20 protein-coding genes are annotated in these 16,953 nt (G+C 66.1%); 16 read left to right on the top strand and 4 right to left on the bottom strand.

Annotated elements, in window-relative coordinates:
• Positions 1 to 22: 22 nt before the first annotated feature.
• From alr to FIU85_RS19435, 11 genes are all read left to right on the top strand, one after another.
• A complete protein-coding gene (alr, locus tag FIU85_RS19485; protein WP_152498076.1) occupies positions 23 to 1,063 on the top strand; it encodes an alanine racemase in 1,041 nt (346 codons plus the stop codon).
• Positions 1,060 to 1,845: an ABC transporter permease gene (locus FIU85_RS19480; RefSeq protein ID WP_152498075.1), complete on the top strand. Its 786-nt coding sequence runs from the start codon at positions 1,060 to 1,062 to the stop codon at positions 1,843 to 1,845. The genes alr and FIU85_RS19480 overlap by 4 nt, the downstream gene beginning before the upstream one ends.
• Positions 1,842 to 2,588: an ABC transporter ATP-binding protein gene (locus tag FIU85_RS19475; RefSeq protein WP_152492775.1), complete on the top strand. Its 747-nt coding sequence runs from the start codon at positions 1,842 to 1,844 to the stop codon at positions 2,586 to 2,588. The genes FIU85_RS19480 and FIU85_RS19475 overlap by 4 nt, the downstream gene beginning before the upstream one ends.
• A gap of 149 nt (positions 2,589 to 2,737) precedes the next feature.
• Positions 2,738 to 3,178 (top strand): paraquat-inducible protein A, encoded by a 441-nt coding sequence (locus tag FIU85_RS19470; RefSeq protein ID WP_152498074.1) that lies wholly within the window; start codon positions 2,738 to 2,740, stop codon positions 3,176 to 3,178.
• 137 nt (positions 3,179 to 3,315) lie between these two features.
• Positions 3,316 to 4,080 (top strand): DNA repair protein, encoded by a 765-nt coding sequence (locus FIU85_RS19465; RefSeq protein ID WP_152498073.1) that lies wholly within the window; start codon positions 3,316 to 3,318, stop codon positions 4,078 to 4,080.
• Between the two features lie 66 nt (positions 4,081 to 4,146).
• The gene (gene radA / locus FIU85_RS19460) at positions 4,147 to 5,511 is read left to right on the top strand and encodes a DNA repair protein RadA (RefSeq protein WP_152498072.1); all 1,365 of its coding nucleotides are present in this window, start codon (positions 4,147 to 4,149) and stop codon (positions 5,509 to 5,511) included.
• 33 nt (positions 5,512 to 5,544) lie between these two features.
• Positions 5,545 to 6,144: a CvpA family protein gene (locus tag FIU85_RS19455; RefSeq protein WP_152492779.1), complete on the top strand. Its 600-nt coding sequence runs from the start codon at positions 5,545 to 5,547 to the stop codon at positions 6,142 to 6,144.
• Positions 6,145 to 6,154: 10 nt separating this feature from the next.
• Entirely contained in the window at positions 6,155 to 6,601 is a 447-nt protein-coding gene (locus FIU85_RS19450; RefSeq protein WP_254702957.1) for a DMT family transporter, read from the top strand.
• A gap of 155 nt (positions 6,602 to 6,756) precedes the next feature.
• Complete coding sequence (gene purF / locus FIU85_RS19445) at positions 6,757 to 8,235, top strand: amidophosphoribosyltransferase (protein WP_152498331.1); 1,479 nt, start codon at positions 6,757 to 6,759, stop codon at positions 8,233 to 8,235.
• Between the two features lie 171 nt (positions 8,236 to 8,406).
• On the top strand, positions 8,407 to 8,670 hold the full coding sequence (locus tag FIU85_RS19440) for a hypothetical protein (protein WP_152498071.1): 264 nt from the start codon (positions 8,407 to 8,409) through the stop codon (positions 8,668 to 8,670).
• A 39-nt stretch (positions 8,671 to 8,709) separates the two neighbouring features.
• A complete protein-coding gene (locus tag FIU85_RS19435) occupies positions 8,710 to 9,132 on the top strand; it encodes a DUF1284 domain-containing protein (protein ID WP_152498070.1) in 423 nt (140 codons plus the stop codon).
• Between the two features lie 136 nt (positions 9,133 to 9,268).
• Here FIU85_RS19435 and FIU85_RS19430 read toward each other — a convergent pair whose 3' ends face one another.
• Complete coding sequence (locus FIU85_RS19430; protein WP_152498069.1) at positions 9,269 to 9,835, bottom strand: biotin transporter BioY; 567 nt, start codon at positions 9,833 to 9,835, stop codon at positions 9,269 to 9,271.
• A gap of 109 nt (positions 9,836 to 9,944) precedes the next feature.
• Between FIU85_RS19430 and FIU85_RS19425 the strand changes: the two genes are divergently transcribed.
• From FIU85_RS19425 to FIU85_RS19405, 5 genes are all read left to right on the top strand, one after another.
• Positions 9,945 to 10,598: an SDR family oxidoreductase gene (locus FIU85_RS19425; protein ID WP_152498068.1), complete on the top strand. Its 654-nt coding sequence runs from the start codon at positions 9,945 to 9,947 to the stop codon at positions 10,596 to 10,598.
• Positions 10,599 to 10,771: 173 nt separating this feature from the next.
• The gene (locus FIU85_RS19420; protein WP_254702956.1) at positions 10,772 to 11,185 is read left to right on the top strand and encodes a DUF1801 domain-containing protein; all 414 of its coding nucleotides are present in this window, start codon (positions 10,772 to 10,774) and stop codon (positions 11,183 to 11,185) included.
• Between the two features lie 286 nt (positions 11,186 to 11,471).
• Positions 11,472 to 12,254 (top strand): 5'/3'-nucleotidase SurE, encoded by a 783-nt coding sequence (surE, locus tag FIU85_RS19415; protein ID WP_152498067.1) that lies wholly within the window; start codon positions 11,472 to 11,474, stop codon positions 12,252 to 12,254.
• A 5-nt stretch (positions 12,255 to 12,259) separates the two neighbouring features.
• Positions 12,260 to 12,913, top strand: a complete 654-nt coding sequence (locus FIU85_RS19410; RefSeq protein ID WP_152498329.1) for a protein-L-isoaspartate(D-aspartate) O-methyltransferase — start codon at positions 12,260 to 12,262, stop codon at positions 12,911 to 12,913.
• 112 nt (positions 12,914 to 13,025) lie between these two features.
• Positions 13,026 to 14,168, top strand: a complete 1,143-nt coding sequence (locus FIU85_RS19405; protein WP_254702955.1) for a peptidoglycan DD-metalloendopeptidase family protein — start codon at positions 13,026 to 13,028, stop codon at positions 14,166 to 14,168.
• A 302-nt stretch (positions 14,169 to 14,470) separates the two neighbouring features.
• Here FIU85_RS19405 and FIU85_RS19400 read toward each other — a convergent pair whose 3' ends face one another.
• The 3 genes from FIU85_RS19400 to tatB are packed head-to-tail and all read right to left on the bottom strand — an operon-like array spanning position 14,471 to position 16,952.
• On the bottom strand, positions 14,471 to 15,310 hold the full coding sequence (locus FIU85_RS19400; protein ID WP_152498065.1) for an ATP-binding protein: 840 nt from the start codon (positions 15,308 to 15,310) through the stop codon (positions 14,471 to 14,473).
• A complete protein-coding gene (locus FIU85_RS19395) occupies positions 15,307 to 16,326 on the bottom strand; it encodes a twin-arginine translocase subunit TatC (RefSeq protein WP_152498064.1) in 1,020 nt (339 codons plus the stop codon). The genes FIU85_RS19400 and FIU85_RS19395 overlap by 4 nt, the downstream gene beginning before the upstream one ends.
• Positions 16,323 to 16,952, bottom strand: a complete 630-nt coding sequence (gene tatB / locus FIU85_RS19390) for a Sec-independent protein translocase protein TatB (RefSeq protein ID WP_152498063.1) — start codon at positions 16,950 to 16,952, stop codon at positions 16,323 to 16,325. Before tatB ends, FIU85_RS19395 begins: the two co-directional genes overlap by 4 nt.
• Position 16,953: the final 1 nt, after the last annotated feature.

Raw genomic sequence — 16,953 nt, 5'->3', positions numbered from 1 at the left:
CATCCGGTCAAAACCACGGCCCATGAGTAGTACCGGCAAGCTTACCATCGACCTCGACGCGCTCGTCGCCAACTGGCGCGCGCTCGACGCGCAGACCGAGGTGGAAACCGCCGCAGTGGTCAAGGCCGACGGCTACGGCCTCGGCATGGATCGCATCGCCCGCGCGCTGGCCCGCGCCGGCGCCCGAACCTTCTTCGTGGCGGTCCCCAAGGAAGGCGTCGCGCTGCGCCAGGCGCTCGGCCCCAAGCCGGACATCCACGTCTTCTCGGGCCACATGGCCGGCGACACCGACATGATTTCGGATCTGAACCTCACGCCGATGCTGAACTCGACCGATCAGCTGATCCGCCACCTCGAGGCGCTGCCCGCCCACCCGTTCGGCATCCAGCTCGACAGCGGCATGAACCGTCTGGGGATGGAATCCGCCGAATGGGCCGCGGTGCGCGACACGGTACTGGCGGCGAGCCCCGTGCTGCTGATCTCGCACCTCGCCTGCGCCGACGAGCCCGACCACCCGATGAACGCGCAACAGCTTGCCTGCTTCAGGGAAATGACAGACGGCACCGGCGTGCCGCGCTGTTTCGCCCAGACGGGTGGTATGCTCCTGGGACCGGACTATCACTTCGACATGTGCCGCCCCGGCATCGGTCTCTACGGCGGTCTGCCCTTCGAGGGGGCCCGCCCCGTGGTCACGCTCGACCTGCCGGTGATCCAGACGCGTTACCTGGAACCGGGCGAGACCGTCGGCTATGGCAACACCTTCACCGCGACGCGCGAAACCCGCATCGCCACCGTCTCCTCGGGCTATGGCGACGGCCTCCACCGCATCATGGGCCCCAAGACCGTGCTCTACGCCGACGACACGCCCTGCCCGGTGGCGGGCCGCATCTCGATGGATTCGATCTCGGTCGACATCACGGAGCTGGGCCATGATCCCAAGTGGCTGCGCATCCTGGGCGAAGATCAGACCGTCGACGACCTCGCCGACAATGCCGGCACCATCGGCTACGAAATCCTGACCGCGATGGGCGCCCGCTACGACCGGCTCTATACCGGCGGATGACCCTGATCCTGTCACCCCTCGCCGCGCTCGGGCGCAACACGCTGGCAGCACTTGCGATGCTGGGGCGGATCACGCTCTTCGCCCTCTCGACCTTCAGCCACATCCTGCGCCCGCCCTACTACCCGCGCGAGGTGTTCAACGCGCTGATGCAGGTGGGCTGGCTGTCACTGCCCGTGGTGGGACTCACGGCGATCTTCACCGGCGGCGCGCTTGCCTTGCAAATCTATTCCGGCGGCGCGCGCTTCAACGCCGAGGCCGTGGTGCCCCAGATCGTCGCCATCGGCATGGTGCGCGAGCTTGGCCCGGTGCTCGTCGGCCTTATGATCGCCGCCCGCGTGACCTCCTCGATCGCCGCCGAGATCGCCACCATGAAAGTGACCGAGCAGATCGACGCGCTTGTCACCCTCTCGACCCACCCGATGAAATACCTCGTCGCCCCCCGCGTGCTGGCCGCCCTCATTACCGTGCCGCTGCTGGTCGGCGTGGGCGACATCATCGGCATCCTCGGCGGCTACACCGTGGGCGTGCAGAACCTCGGCTTCAACGCCGCCACCTATATCCAGAACACCGTCAACTTTCTCGAACCGCTCGACATCATCTCGTCCCTCGTCAAAGGCGCGGTCTTCGGCGTCATCGCCGCCGTCATGGGCTGCTATTACGGCATGAACTCGGGCCGTGGCGCACAGGGCGTGGGCCGCGCCACCAAGGGCTCGGTCCAGGCCGCCGCCATCCTCATCCTCGCCGCCAACTTCCTGCTGACGGGGGTGTTCTTCTCGGTATGATCGAGCTTTCGGATGTGCATAAGTCCTTCGGCGACAACCACGTCCTGCGCGGCGTGAACCTGTCGATCCCCAAGGGCACGTCGATGGTCATCATCGGCGGCTCGGGCACCGGCAAATCCGTGGTCCTGAAATGCATCCTCGGCCTCATCCAGCATGACAGCGGCCTGATCACCCTCGACGGCCAGGACGTCACCAAGGGCGACCGCGACGCCTTCCTCGCCCGCTTCGGGATGCTGTTCCAGGGCGGCGCCCTCTTCGACTCGCTGCCCGTCTGGCAGAACGTCGCCTTCCGCCTGCTGCGCGGCTCGCTGAAACGCCCCTGGGCGGAGGCGCGCGAGATCGCTATCGAGAAACTGCGCCGCGTCGGCCTCACCCCCGAGCAGGCCGACAAGTACCCCGCCGAACTCTCGGGCGGGATGCAAAAACGCGTTGGACTGGCCCGCGCCATTTGCGCCGAACCCGAGATCATCTTCTTCGACGAGCCCACCACCGGCCTCGACCCGATCATGTCCGGCGTCATCAACGAACTGATCCGCGAGATCGTGGTCGAGATGGGCGCGACCGCCATGACCATCACCCACGACATGACTTCCGTGCGCGCCATCGCCGACAACGTCGCCATGCTCCACGGCGGCAAGATCCGCTGGACCGGCCCCGTGGCCCGGATGGACAATTCCGGCGATCCCTATCTCGAACAATTCATCACCGGCTCCGCCGAAGGCCCGATCGAATCCGTCCGCTGACCGCACGCCAAAACCTTTCTCAAAGGTTTTGGCAAAAGTCTTCTCAAGACTTTTGCCCCACGCATCGCTCCCCGAGGCCCTGTTTCCCCTGCGCTTGCCCCGGCCTCTCGCACCGCTTACCTCTGGGTCATACCCACCCAAGGCCATTCATGCTCAAATACCTTAACCTGACCCTGCTGGTCCTTTTTCCCATCGCCTGGTTCGCCCCCCTGATGCGCGCCGGTCTCCTGCCGCTCTTCGGCCTCTCCGAGATTTCCGTCATCACCGGGCTGCAATCGCTCTGGGACAGCGACGTCTTCCTCGCCCTCATTGTCACCTTCTTCGCCCTTTTCGCGCCTTACGTGAAGACCATCGGCCTCGCGCTCATCCATTTCGGCCTCTTGCGGCGCAAGACCCTGCCGGTCCTGCACGTCCTGGGAAAACTCGCCATGGCCGACATCTTTCTCATCGCACTCTACATCACCCTCTCCAAGGGCATCGGCGTGGGCCGGATCGAGACCGCCTGGGGTCTCTACCTCTTCACCGGCTGCATTCTCGCCTCCCTGGCCATCGGGCATTTCACCGAAAAGCCCGGCCGCGTCGTCGCGTAAACGGAAACAATTCCTCTCGAAAAAAGGAGATTGTCCCTCGATCCTCCCGAAATGCCTTAAATTTACTGTAGGTGATTTCACTTTCTCGGCGTAAACTTGCCGATACAGAGTGTGGTGCACTTTCTTGGGGGGAAGTGATGACCGAGACCTTTCGTTCGGTAATTGTTGTTGCGCAGTATTTCCTGAACCGCCTTGCCGTGGCCGTGTTCGCCCTGGCCGCGCTCGGGCTTACGCTCGCCACGGCGCTCGCCGCGTTCGGCGTCCTGCCCTGGCTGGAATTCCAGGTCGGCTTCGGCGGACAGGTGTATGAAAACGCGGGCCAAATCGCCCAGATCGGCCTGACCTTGCTCGCCGTCCTGCTGTGCTTTTACCTGCCCACCAATGCCCGCGTCATGGCGCTGGAAAACTCGCACCGCCGCTTTCACATGAACATGCAGGACGTCACCCAGGCCTATGCCGCCGCCCACGCCGCCGACCGCGCCGGCATGTTCCGGATCCAGTCCGAGTTCGACGCCGTGCGCGAACGCCTCGCCTACATGCGCGAACATCCCGACCTGGAATCGCTGGAGCCGCAGATCATGGAGGTGGCGGCCCAGATGTCCTACATCAGCCGCGAACTGGCCGAGGTCTATTCCGACGACAAGGTCGACCGCGCCCGCGCCTTCCTCAAGCAGCGCCAGCAGGAGGTCGAGCAGTTCAACAAGCGCCTGGACCACGCCAAGGCGGTCGGCGTCCGGCTCAAGCAATGGGCCCAGGAGGTCGAGATGGAGGAAAGCGTTGCGGTCAGCCAGCTCGAACGCCTGCGCGACGACCTGCGTCCGATCCTGCCCGAACTGGGCTACGAGGAGGTCTCGGATCTCGACGGCACCGTGGTCGGCCTGCCCAACCGCGCCGCCGAATAGCACGCCCCGCCCGGCCGGACGCCATCAGCGTTTGACCGCGCTCCGCGCTTGGGGCATCACCCGCATATGGGAAAAACCGCCTCCTTCACCTGCACCGCCTGCGGCGCAGTCCATTCCAAGTGGTCCGGCCGCTGCGACGCCTGCGGCGAATGGAACACCATCGTCGAGGAGGCCCCGCTCTCCGCCGGCCCCGCGTCCAAATCGCTTGGCACCAAGCGTGGCAACGCCATCGCGCTCAGCGACCTGTCCACCGCCGAAGCGCCCCCGCCGCGCACCCATTCCGGCATAGCAGAGCTTGATCGCGTCCTCGGCGGCGGCCTCGTCCCCGGCTCGGCCACGCTGGTGGGCGGCGACCCCGGCATCGGCAAGTCCACGCTGCTGTTGCAAGCCGCCGCCCGCTTCGCCCAAGCCGGCCTTAAAACCGTCTACGTCTCGGGCGAGGAGGCCAGCGCCCAGGTCCGCATGCGCGCCCAGCGGCTGGGCTTGGGCGACGCGCCGGTAAAACTGGCCACCGCCACCGCCCTGCGCGACATCATCACCACGCTCGACCGCGACACGCCCCAGCTTGTCATCATCGATTCGATCCAGACCATGTGGGCCGACAATGTCGACAGCGCGCCCGGCTCGGTGGCCCAGGTCCGCGCCGCCGCGCACGAGCTTGTCACCTTTGCCAAGCGCAAGGGCTGCTCGGTCGTCCTGGTGGGCCACGTCACCAAGGAAGGCCAGATCGCCGGCCCCCGCGTGGTCGAGCACATGGTCGATTCGGTCCTTTATTTCGAAGGCGAGCGCGGCCACCAGTTCCGCATCCTGCGCGCGGTCAAGAACCGCTTCGGCCCCGCCGACGAGATCGGCGTGTTCGAGATGACGGGTGCGGGCCTGGCCGAGGTGCCCAACCCCTCTGCCCTCTTTTTGTCGGGCCGCGGCGACCCCTCGCCCGGCTCGGTCGTCTTCGCCGGCATCGAGGGCACCCGCCCCGTGCTGGTGGAAATGCAGGCGCTCGTCGCCCCCACGCCGCATTCGCAGCCGCGCCGCGCCGTGGTGGGCTGGGACGGTGCGCGCCTCGCCATGATCCTCGCCGTGCTGGAAGCCCGCTGCGCCGTGCCCTTCGCCGGGCTCGACGTCTATCTCAACGTCGCCGGCGGCATCCGCATCTCCGAGCCCGCCGCCGACCTTGCCGTCGCCGCAGCCCTGCTCAGTGCGCGCGAAGACACCGCCCTGCCCGCCGACTGTGTCCTTTTCGGCGAAATCTCTCTGTCGGGCGCCCTGCGCCCGGTGTCCCAGACAGAAAACAGGTTGAAAGAAGCCGCAAAACTTGGTTTTAGCTCCGCAATCATTCCCGCCGGAGGCAAGACCGGCGGCACGGGCGGTCTGTCGCTGCAACGCATGGGCGACCTGACCAGCTTCGTAGGTGAGATCTTCGGCGCCGGGTAGCGCGCCAAACCAAAGGTAAAACAGGACGCGCTCATGGAAGGCTTCACCATCATCGACGGTATCGTCGCGCTGATCATCGTGCTGTCGGCACTTCTGGCCTATTCGCGCGGTATCGTGCGCGAGCTTCTGGCCATCGCCGGCTGGATCGTGGCCGCCATCCTCGCCTTCCTCTTCGCACCCCAGGTCGAACCGCTGGTCAAGGAAGTGCCCGTGGTGGGCGATTTCCTCGCCGACACCTGCGCGCTCTCGATGCTGGCCGCCGCCGCCGCGATTTTCGCCGTCACCCTCATCGTGACCTCGCTCATCACCCCGCTCTTTTCCTCGGTCGTGCAGCGCTCCGCCCTGGGTGGCATCGACCAGGGCCTGGGCTTTCTCTTCGGCGTGGCGCGCGGCGTCCTCTTGGTGGCCATCGCCTATTTCGTCTATGAGACCGTGGTGACCAGCCAGGACATCCAGATGATCGACGACAGCCGCTCGGCCCGCGTCTTTGCCCAGCTCACCTCCAAGGTCGAGGACGGCAACCCCGAACAGGCGCTCGGCTGGATCACCCAGAAATACGAGGACCTGGTCAGCGCCTGCGACGCCCCGGCAGAGCCCGTCGACCCCCAGCCCACCGAAACGCAGCAGCAATAGGCGCAGCGTCTTGCCCTCCGCCCCCCTCTTCGCGGCGATCCTGATCGCGGTCTGCGGGTCCTTCATCGCCATGCAGGCCCCGATCAACTCCGCCCTGGGGCGCTCCATCGACAGCACGCTGGCCGCCGCCACGATCTCGTTCGGCGTCGGGTTCTTCATCCTACTGGCGCTCTCGATCGTCCACGGCGACGGCCCGGCCCTGGCCCGCGCGCCCTTCGTGCCGAAATATCTTCTGATCGGCGGCGCGCTCGGGGCGGTCTATGTCTGGTCCGCGCTCTGGGCGGTGCCGATACTGGGCGTGCTGACCACCACCACCGTGCTGATCCTGGGCCAGATGATCGCCGCCCTGCTGATCGACCATTTCGGTTTCTTCGGCCTGACGCCGCGCGATGCCTCGCTGCAACGCGTGCTCGCCGCCATGCTGGTTGCCGCGGGCGCGGTCCTGTCTCGCTATTGATGGCTCGCATTTTTACCCGGATAACCGTCGCCCGTTCGACACGTCGCGTCACGGCGCAAAATTTCACATGATAGTTTCGTGACATATCCTCCCCGACCCACTATCTAGTGCCCAAGCGTCCACGGATTCGGAGCTGCCCCTTGTCCGACAAGCAAATGCCCCCTGCCCATCCTTTCGACTTCGACGCGGTGCGCGACACCGGCGACGAGGACAAACTGCGCGAGGAATGCGGCGTCTTCGGGGTGATCGGTGTCACCGACGCCGCCAATTTCGTGGCCCTCGGCCTGCACGCCCTGCAACATCGCGGGCAAGAGGCCGGCGGCATCGTCTCCCACGACCCCGAACAGGGCTTCAACTCAGCCCGCCGCTTCGGCTACGTGCGCGACAACTTCACCCGCCAGTCGCTGATGGAAACCCTGCCCGGCCCGCTCTCCATCGGGCACGTGCGCTATTCCACCGCCGGCGGCAAGAACCCGGTGATCCGCGACGTGCAGCCGTTCTTCGGCGAGTTTGCCATGGGCGGCGCGGCGATTGCCCATAACGGCAACATCACCAACGCCAACGCCCTGCGCCGCGAGTTGATCGAGCGCGGCTCGATCTTCCAGTCGAATTCCGACACCGAGTGCATCATCCACCTGATGGCCCGCTCGCTGCAACGCAACATCCCCGAACGCATGGAAGACGCGCTGCGCCGGGTCGAGGGCGCGTTTTCCATCGTCGCCATGACCCGCACGAAACTGATCGGCGTGCGCGACCCGCTGGGCGTCCGCCCGCTTGTTCTGGGCCAGGTCGGCGACGGCTGGGTCCTTAGCTCGGAAACCTGCGCGCTCGACATCATCGGCGCCCAGTTCGTGCGCGAGATCGAACCGGGCGAGATGGTCGTCATCACCGAGGAGGGCGTCGAAAGCCACCGGCCCTTCCGCCCGCGCCGCTCGCGCTTCTGCATCTTCGAACATGTCTATTTTTCGCGCCCCGATTCCATCATCGGCGGCCGCTCGGTCTATGAAACGCGCCGCCAGATCGGCGTGGAATTGGCCAAGGAAAGCCCGGTCGAGGCCGATCTCGTCTGCCCCGTGCCCGATTCCGGCACCCCCGCCGCCATCGGCTTCAGCCAGGAAAGCGGCATTCCCTACGCCATGGGCATCATCCGCAACCAGTATATGGGCCGCACCTTCATCGAACCGACCGAGCAGATCCGCAACATGGGCGTCCGGCTCAAGCTCAACGTCAACCGCGCGCTCATCCAGGGCAAGCGCGTGATCCTCGTCGATGACAGCGTCGTGCGCGGCACCACCTCGCGCAAGATCAAGGAAATGATCCTCGATGCCGGCGCCGCCGAGGTGCATTTCCGCATCGCGTCGCCCCCCACCGCCTGGCCCTGTTTCTACGGCGTCGACACACCCAACCGCGAAAAGCTGCTGGCCGCCACCATGTCCGAGGACGAGATGCGCGACCACCTCGCCGTGGACAGCCTCAAGTTCATCTCGCTCGACGGTCTCTACCGCGCCGTGGGCGAGGCCAAGGGCCGCGACACAGGCTGTCCGCAATATTGCGACGCCTGCTTCTCGGGCGACTACCCGGTGGAACCCTCCGACCAGATCGAAAAGGGTTTCGAGCTCAAAGCCGCCGAATAAACCGGCCTTGCCTCTCGGCTCAGCATCTCGCAAGGGCGGATAAGCGCCCCTCCGCCAATCCCATGCTGCAACGCAGCGCCTATCCGCCGATACTTAAAAACTTGGGTTTTCATTGCCCTGAGTCGCCCTTAGATGCCGCGCGTTCACCCACGCAACGCGAACAGGCACAGAATGGCATCCGAGACCGAAACACCCCGCGAAACACTCGAGACGGCGACCGACAAGAACGCGCTCCCCTCGGGGCGCCTCGCGCTGCTCGGAACCTTCCTGAAACCCGATGGCGACCGTGCGCTGATCCGCACCGCCTCGGGCAAGATCGCGACCGTCACCAAGGGCGCAACCATCGGCAACGCCAAGGTTGTGGCGATCGAGGAAGGCAAGCTCGTCATCGCACGCGGCGCCAACACCACGACGCTGGAAATGCCCAAGGGCTGAGGCTTGACCGCGCCCCGCCCGTCAGGGCACATGCCTTGCATGTCCGATACGCCCCTTCGCTACCGCCCGCATCATTTCCTTTGCTCGCTGGGGTTCCGGGGCAAGGGCTATTCAGACGCGTTCACCGCCAACATGGCCCGCATCGTCGAGGGTCGCCTGCGCGCGCCCGGCGGCGATGACACGATGATCGAAGTCGTCGGCGCCACCGACGATATCTGCGCCCCCTGCCCCAAGCGGCGCGGCACGCTCTGCACCTCGCAAGACAAGATCACCGCGCTCGACACCCGTCACGCGAAAGCGCTCGGTCTTTTCATCGGCACCCGCCTGACATGGGGCGAGGCCAAGAGCCGTATCGTGGCGAACGTCCCGCCCGGCGCGCTCTCGCAGCTTTGCGCCGGCTGCCAATGGCTGGAGCTGGGCCTCTGCGAAGCCGCCTTGAAAGACCTCCACGAAACCGCCTGAGCCGTTTTCTACGCAGAAAACTTCCCGGAAAATACGCATTTTCCGGCGCAGAATTTACGCAAATTCTGCCGCCCCGCCCAAACGAAAAACGCCGCCCCGAACCGGGACGGCGTTTCAAAAACCTATCGGTGAGGCCTTAGCCCTTGCGCGCCTGCAGCGCTTTCCAGCCGCCCCAGACGACCATCGCCGCGATCACGGCCTTGACCGCGTCCCCCAGCAGGAACGGCGCCATCCAGCCGGCCCACAGTTCGGGCATCGTCTTGCCCATCACCATCGCCGGCCAGGCCAGCCCGGGGACATACAGCAGCGCCGAAATCGCCATCGCGATGACCGCGGTCGACACGACACCCCGCGCCAGGCCCTTTTCCACCGCCAGTCCGGCCAGGAACGCCATCGCGACAAACCCGTACAGGAACCCGGCGGTCGGCCCCATCAGCGCCGCGCCCGAAGCGCCGTTGGCAAAGACCGGCAGGCCCATCGCGCCATAGCCCAGGTAGGTGACCAGCGTCGCCAGCCCCAGCTGCGAACCGAAGGTCAGCCCCACGATCAGGATCGCCAGCGTCTGCAGGCTCATCGGCACCGGCCAGCCAAAGCTCACCTGCGCGGCCATGGCGATGAACAGCGATCCGCCAATCACCAGACCCAGCTTCTTCGTCAAACCTTCGTGGCCGATCACGGCCTTGCTCAAAACGGTATCCGCCATGGCACTGTCCTTTCCTGTCTCGTTTCACCCGCCTTTTTTGGGTGCGCCGGGCCAAGTGTCAAGCGGATTACGCTTGATATTGGCGGGCCGGGATGAGATTTGGCAGGGCATGAATGACGCAGCATCTCGCAAACTCGCCCTCGTGACCGGCGCCTCGCGCGGTCTTGGCGCGGCGCTCGCCCAAGCCCTTGCGCCGACCCACCATATCGTCGCTGTGGCCCGCACCACCGGCGCGCTGGAAGAGCTTGACGACCGCATCAAGGCGCAGGGCGGCGACGCGACGCTGGCGCCCATGGACATCAACACCGAGGCCGCCATGGCCCAGCTCTGCCGCTCGATCTACGACCGCTGGGGCGCGCTCGACCTCTGGGTGCACACCGCCGTTCACGCCGCCCCGATGACCCCCACGCATCAGATCGATGCCAAGGATTGGCGCAACTCGCTCAACACCAATGTCGACGCGGTCGCCCGCCTCATCGGTTTCATCAGCCCGCTTCTGGGCGAAACCGGCCGCGCCGTCTTCTTCGACGACCCCCGCGCCGGGCAGAAATTCTTCGGCACCTACGGCGCCACCAAGGCCGCCCAGATCGCCCTTGCCCGCAGTTGGCAAGCCGAGACCGTCAAGCTCGGCCCCAGGGTGCTGGTGCTCGACCCCGGCCCCATCGCCACCGCGACCCGCGCGCGGTTTTTCCCGGGCGAGGACCGCGAGGCACTGCCCTCCGCGCCCGACGTCGCCGCACGGCTGCTGCCGGAGATTCTCTGACGCCGCGGCAAGACGGCGACCAGGCTGTTTCCTGTGCCGCCAATGGCCCAAGTCTCGGTGATCGCGCCACGTTCGCGCGCGCCCCTGAACACCACCGGCTTCCGGTTCGAACTGTCCGATGCCGCGAAAATTCCACGGTCGGCCTTGCGTGATCTCCGTGCTACTATCCGCACATGTCCGAAACAGGAAAACCCACGCATTCCTCGAGCACAAACCCCTACATCCCGAAGGGGGACGGCGACGAGGCTGTGCAAGCGTATATCTCCGCCATGCCAGGTTGGAAGAGCGCCCTGGGCAAGCGGATCGACGAAACCGTACAGGAAGTGTTTCCGGATGTCCGCAAGCAGGTCCGATGGAACACGCCGTTCTTCGGGAAAGAAGACGGCTGGTTTCTTGCGATCTACTGTTACAGAACCTACGTGCAAATCACGTTCCTGACCGGGACTTCGCTCGACCCCATGCCGCCAAAAGCCTCCAAGGTTGAAGGCGTCCGGTACCTGGACATTCACGAGGGGGAAGCTCTCGACGCCAGTCAACTCGCAAGCTGGGTTCGCCAGGCGCTCAAGCTTCCCGGCCAGAAACTCTAGAGCATAGGGTCGGCGCGTGCCCCACGACCGCTCGCGCCGTCCCACCACATCCCACGCCCTCTGCGCCCCAGCAGCATCGGGCCCGGGTCCCCGCTTCCGGCTTTTTCTTGCCAAAAATACTCATCTCCGACGCCTGCCCCCCACGCGACACGCGCCTCCTGTTGCCCTGTGGTCGCGCCTCGGACCGGCCCTCTCCCGTCGGACCGGGCGGCGCTTGCTCCCTGCCCGCCGCGCAGCTACACAAGGCAAAACCCCGCCAATCTCCCTTGCAGGCAGGAGCAGCCCCTTGCGCATTCTCATCACCAACGACGACGGCATATCGGCCCCCGGCCTCGCCGTTCTGGAAGAGATCGCGACCGACCTTGCCGGGCCCTCGGGCGAAGTCTGGACCGTGGCCCCCGCCTTTGAGCAATCGGGCGTCGGCCACTGCATTTCCTACACGACGCCGATGATGATCAGCCAGATGGACGAGCGCCGCTTCGCCGCGCAGGGCTCCCCCGCCGACTGCGTGCTGGCCGCCATCCACGACGTGATGAAGGACACGCCCCCCGACCTGATCCTCTCGGGCGTCAACCGCGGCAACAATGCCGCCGAAAACGCGGTCTATTCCGGCACCGTGGGTGCGGCCATGGAAGCCGCGCTTCAGGGCTTTCCCGCCGTCGCCCTCAGCCAGTATTACGGCCCCCGCAACCGCGATCTCGACGACAAGTTCGAATCAAGCCGCCAGCACGGCCTCGCCACCCTGCGCACCCTGCTCGACAAGGGCGTCTGGACCCGCGACGACTACGGCATCTTCTACAACGTCAATTTCCCGCCCATCCCCGGCGCCGAGGTGCAGGGCCTCCGCGCCTGCCGCCAGGGCTTCCGCCGCGACATGGGCTTCGGCGTGCAGCCCACCACCTCGCCGTCCGGGCGCCGTTTCCTGTGGGTTACCGGCGCGCCGCAGGGCGAGCCCACCGCCGACGGCACCGACGCCGACTGGAACCTCAAGGGCTACATCTCGGTCACGCCCATGCGCGCCGACCTCACCGCGCATGACGCGCTCGACGCGCTCAAGGCGATCGAATGACGCTGATGACCGAAGACGCCGACGATATCGCCGAACGCAAGATGCAGTTTCTCTTCGCGCTGCGCTCGCGCGGGGTGACCGACAAGCGCGTCCTCATGGCGATGGAAAAGATCGACCGCGGCCCCTTCGTGCGCGGCCATTTCGCCACCCGCGCCTACGAGGACATGCCCCTGCCCATCGCCTGCGGCCAGACCATCTCGCAGCCCTCCGTCGTCGGCCTGATGACGCAGGCCTTGCGCGTCACGCCCCGCGACAAGGTGCTGGAGGTCGGCACCGGCTCGGGCTACCAGGCCGCGATCCTCAGCCAGCTGGCCCGCCGAGTCTATACCGTCGACCGGCACAAGGCGCTGGTGACCGATGCCAGCGCCATCTTTCAGGCGCTGGATCTGACCAACATCACCGCGCTGACAGCGGATGGCAGCTTCGGCCTGCCCGACCAGGCGCCCTTCGACCGCATTCTCGTGACCGCCGCGGCCGAGGATCCGCCCGGGCCGCTCTTGGCGCAGTTGAAAATCGGGGGTATCATGGTGGTACCCGTGGGGCAGTCCGACGCGGTGCAAAGCCTGATCCGGGTCACCAGGTCCGAAACCGGCTTCGACTACGACGAACTGCGCCCGGTCCGTTTCGTGCCCCTGCTCGAAGGGCTGGGCCGGGACTGACAGGACAGGAACGACATCATGGCCGGGGCTGCTCCCGGTCTCTGCTTTGATCCCCGGCCAACAAGGGGAGCGAGATGAGGACAAGATCGAGATGAGCCACTTCAAGACCCCCATGCGACCCCTCGTTTGCGCCGTGGCGCTGCTGGCCGTGGCCGGATGCGACGATTTCGACCTCGACCTGCGCAACGGCGGCCCCAGCACGACCGAGGCCGCGCGCAACGCCAGCGCCAGCCGGCCAACCCCCGACAGCCGCGGCATCATCTCCTATCCCAATTACCAGGTCGCCGTGGCCCGCCGGGGCGACACCCTGCAAAGCCTCGCGCGCCGCATCGGCGCCGACGTGTCCGAACTGTCGCGCTACAACGGCATCCAGCCCGGCGACACCCTGCGCGACGGCGAGATCATCGCCCTGCCCGGCCGTGTCGCCGAACCCGCCGGCGGTCCGCTCACGCCGCGTCCGGGCGTCGACATCGCCTCGGTCGCCGGGACTGCGATCGAGAACGCCAGCGCGGGCCGCACCAGCACGACCAACCGCAGCCTCGACCGCGGCCAGTCGGGCGTCGAGCCTGTCCGCCACCAGGTCCAGCGCGGCGAAACCGCCTTCACCATCGCCCGGCTTTACGACGTGTCGGTGCGCAGCCTGGCTGACTGGAACGGCCTCGGCACCGATTTCGCCGTGCGCGAGGGGCAATACCTGCTGATCCCCGTGGCCCTGCCCGACGCCGCGCCCGAAGAGGTTCAGACCACCTCGCTGGAAACCACCGTGCCGGGCCAGGGCTCGCCCACGCCCACCCCGCCCTCGGCGGCGCAACCGCTGCCGCAAGAGGAAACCGTGCCCGCGGCCAAGCCCGTGGAAAGCACCGCCGCCCCCGATCTGGGCACCAACACCGCGACCGCCAGCAGCGACGCGCGCATGGCCTACCCGGTCAAGGGCGACATCATCCGCGAATATGCCAAGGGCCGCAACGACGGCATCGACATCGCCGCCCCGGCTGGCACGCCGGTGCGCGCCGCCGAGGCCGGCACCGTCGCCGCCATCACCAAGGACACCAACGGCGTGCCGATCATCGTGGTCAAGCACGCCGACAACCTGCTGACGGTCTATTCCAATGTCGACAAGGTCAGAGTGTCCAAGGGCGAGCAGATCGCCCGCGGCGGCCAGCTTGCCTCGATCCGCAGCGAAGGCACCGCCGCGCTGCATTTCGAGGTGCGCGAGGGCTTCGACAGCGTCGATCCCCTGCCTTACCTGCAATAGGCGCATTGCGGCAGGTCGCGCACCCGGCCAAACAATAATTGCCAGGATATCATTGCTCTGACCGCAACAACGTAGGGTGGGGTTTCACCCCACCACGCCTACCGACAGCCTCGGCCACCTCCACCTTACAGCTTGCCGCGCCTTTATTCCGCGCCAGCAATGATCTTGGCGATTCCATTGCCCCCGCAGCAACAATGCAGGCGTCATCGTAGGGTGGGGTTCCACCCCACCGCCGCGAACCAGATCAAAACAGGCGCGGCCTCCGCCCCGCCTCCTCGTTCTGGAAATACTCGGGAAACCCCTCAGAGGCTCACGCCCTGCCGCCCCGCAAGGTCGGTGAAATACTGCCACGCCACCCGGCCCGAGCGGGACCCGCGCGTCGCCTGCCATTCGATGGCCTCGGCCCGCAGCGTGGCGTCGTCGATCTCGATCCCGTGGGCGTCGCAATAGCCCCGGATCATCGACAGGTACTCGTCCTGGTCGCACGGATGAAAGCCCAGCCACAGCCCGAACCTGTCGGACAACGAGACTTTCTCTTCCGTCGCCTCGCTGGGGTTGATCGCGCTCGACCGCTCGTTCTCGATCATGTCGCGCGGCATCAGGTGGCGGCGGTTCGACGTGGCATAGAACACCACGTTCTCGGGCCGCCCCTCGATCCCGCCATCCAGCACCGCCTTCAGCGACTTGTAATGCTGGTCGTCATGGCCAAAGCTCAGGTCGTCGCAGAACAGGATGAACCGCGCGTCGCTGCCCCGCAGGATGTTCAGCAGCCGCCCCACGCTCGGCAGGTCCTCGCGCTGCAATTCCACGATCTTCAGGTCGTGCCCCTCGGACCGCACCGCGGCATGGACCGCCTTCACAAGGCTCGACTTGCCCATCCCCCGCGCGCCCCACAAGAGCGCGTTGTTCGCAGGCAGCCCCTTCGCGAAATGCCGGGTGTTGTCCAACAGCGTATCGCGCGACCGGTTGATCCCAACGAGCAGATTCATATCCACCCGGTTCACCTCCCGCACGGGGCGCAGCCGATCCGGCTCCACATGCCACACGAACGCATCGGCGGCATCGAAATCCGGGGCGTCCAACGGCGCCGGGCTCATCCGCTCCAGCGCGGCGGCGATCCGTTCCATCGGGTCTGCGGTCATGTCTTGCTCCGGTCTTCGCCCAGATCGTCCAGGTCGCCGCCGTCATCCTCGTCGTCGGCGTCGAACTCGGCCTCCATCGGGTCCACCTCGTCGGCGTCGTCATCCTCGAACCACACGCCCTCGGCGCGCAGTTTCTCCTCGCGGGTCTTCTCCACCCGGCGCACAAGGAAGATGGAAATCTCGTAAAGCCCGTACACCACCGTGAAGAGGATCAGCTGCGTCACCACGTCCGGCGGCGTCACCAGGGCGGCCAACACCAGGATGCCCACCATGGCGTATTTCCGCACGCCGCCCAACCCCTCGGCGCTGACCAGCCCGGCCTTGCCCATCAGCGTCAGCAGCACCGGCAACTGGAAACAGATACCGAAGGCCATGATGAATTTCAGCGTGATATCCAGGCTTTCGTTCACCTTCCCGAAAAAGGTGATGCGAATGCCCTCGTCGGTCTCCGGCACCACCGCGCCCAGGTTGTCGGGCACCACCGGCAGGTTCGGGTCCGCCACCGTCTCGACCTCGCCGATCGCGCCGGTCAGCAGGTTGGCGAAGATCGAGCTCACATCCGCGAACCCCAGGAAAAAGTTCATCGCCAGCGGCGTCACCACGAAATGCGCGAACGCCGCCCCCAGGAGGAACATGATCGGCGACGCGACGATGAACGGCAGGAACGCCGCCTTCTCGTTGCGGTAAAGCCCCGGCGCCACAAAGCGCCACATCTGCGCCGCGATCACCGGAAAGGCCAGCATGAAGCCGAACACCATCGAGATGCGAAAAAGCGTAAACAGGTATTCCTGCGGGCTGGTATATTGCAAAGTGGGCGACGGATCGCCCAGCGTCCGCAGCGTCGCCTCGATCGGCCCCAGCAGGAATTCCAGGATCGGCTCGGCGACGACGAAGGCCAGAACGATCCCCACGAGGAACGCCAGCACCGACCGGATCAGCCGCGTACGCAGCTCCGCCAGATGTTCGATCAGCGGGGCCGAGCTCATCTCGATGTCGTCGTCGTCGGTGGCGCTCATGCAGGTTTATCCGAGGCGGGCTTCTTGGCCGCAGGTTTCTTTGCCGCCGCCTTGCTTGCAGGCGCCTTTTTCGGCGTCGCCTTCTTGGGCGCAGCCTTCTCGGGCGCAGCCTTGGCCCCTGTCTGGGCTGCTGCCTTTTTCGCAGGGCTCTTCTTGGCCGGCGCGGGTTTGGCGGCCTCACCCGGTTTATCCGCCGCAGGCTTGGGCGTCTCGGCCTCCGCGGCCTTGACCTTCGCCGCCTCTTCCGCCGCCTTGCGCTCCTCGGCCATCTCGGCCGAGCGTTTCGAGATTTTGTCGACCATCGCCTTGCGGTCGTCGTCGAACTCGGCCCGCTTGGGCGCAGGCCCGGCCATGGTCTTGGCAGTGAAACTGTCGGTCGATTTCTTGACCTCGTCCATCGCCGCGCCCACCGGGTTTGTGGCCGATTTCAACGACTTGGACACCTCGCTGACGCCTGCCTCGTCAGCCGCGTCGTTCATCGCCCGGCTGAATTCGCGCGCCATCTGCTTGGCCTTGCCCACGAACCGTCCCACGGTGCGGAACATGCCCGGCAAATCCTTCGGCCCCACGACGATCAGCGCGACGATGCCAATCACCATGAGCTCGGTCCAGCCCAAGTCGAACATT

Origin of the sequence: Roseovarius sp. THAF8, assembly GCF_009363735.1 — a bacterium.
In the GTDB taxonomy this organism is placed as follows: domain Bacteria; phylum Pseudomonadota; class Alphaproteobacteria; order Rhodobacterales; family Rhodobacteraceae; genus Roseovarius.
This window is presented reverse-complemented; position numbering and strand designations above follow the sequence as displayed.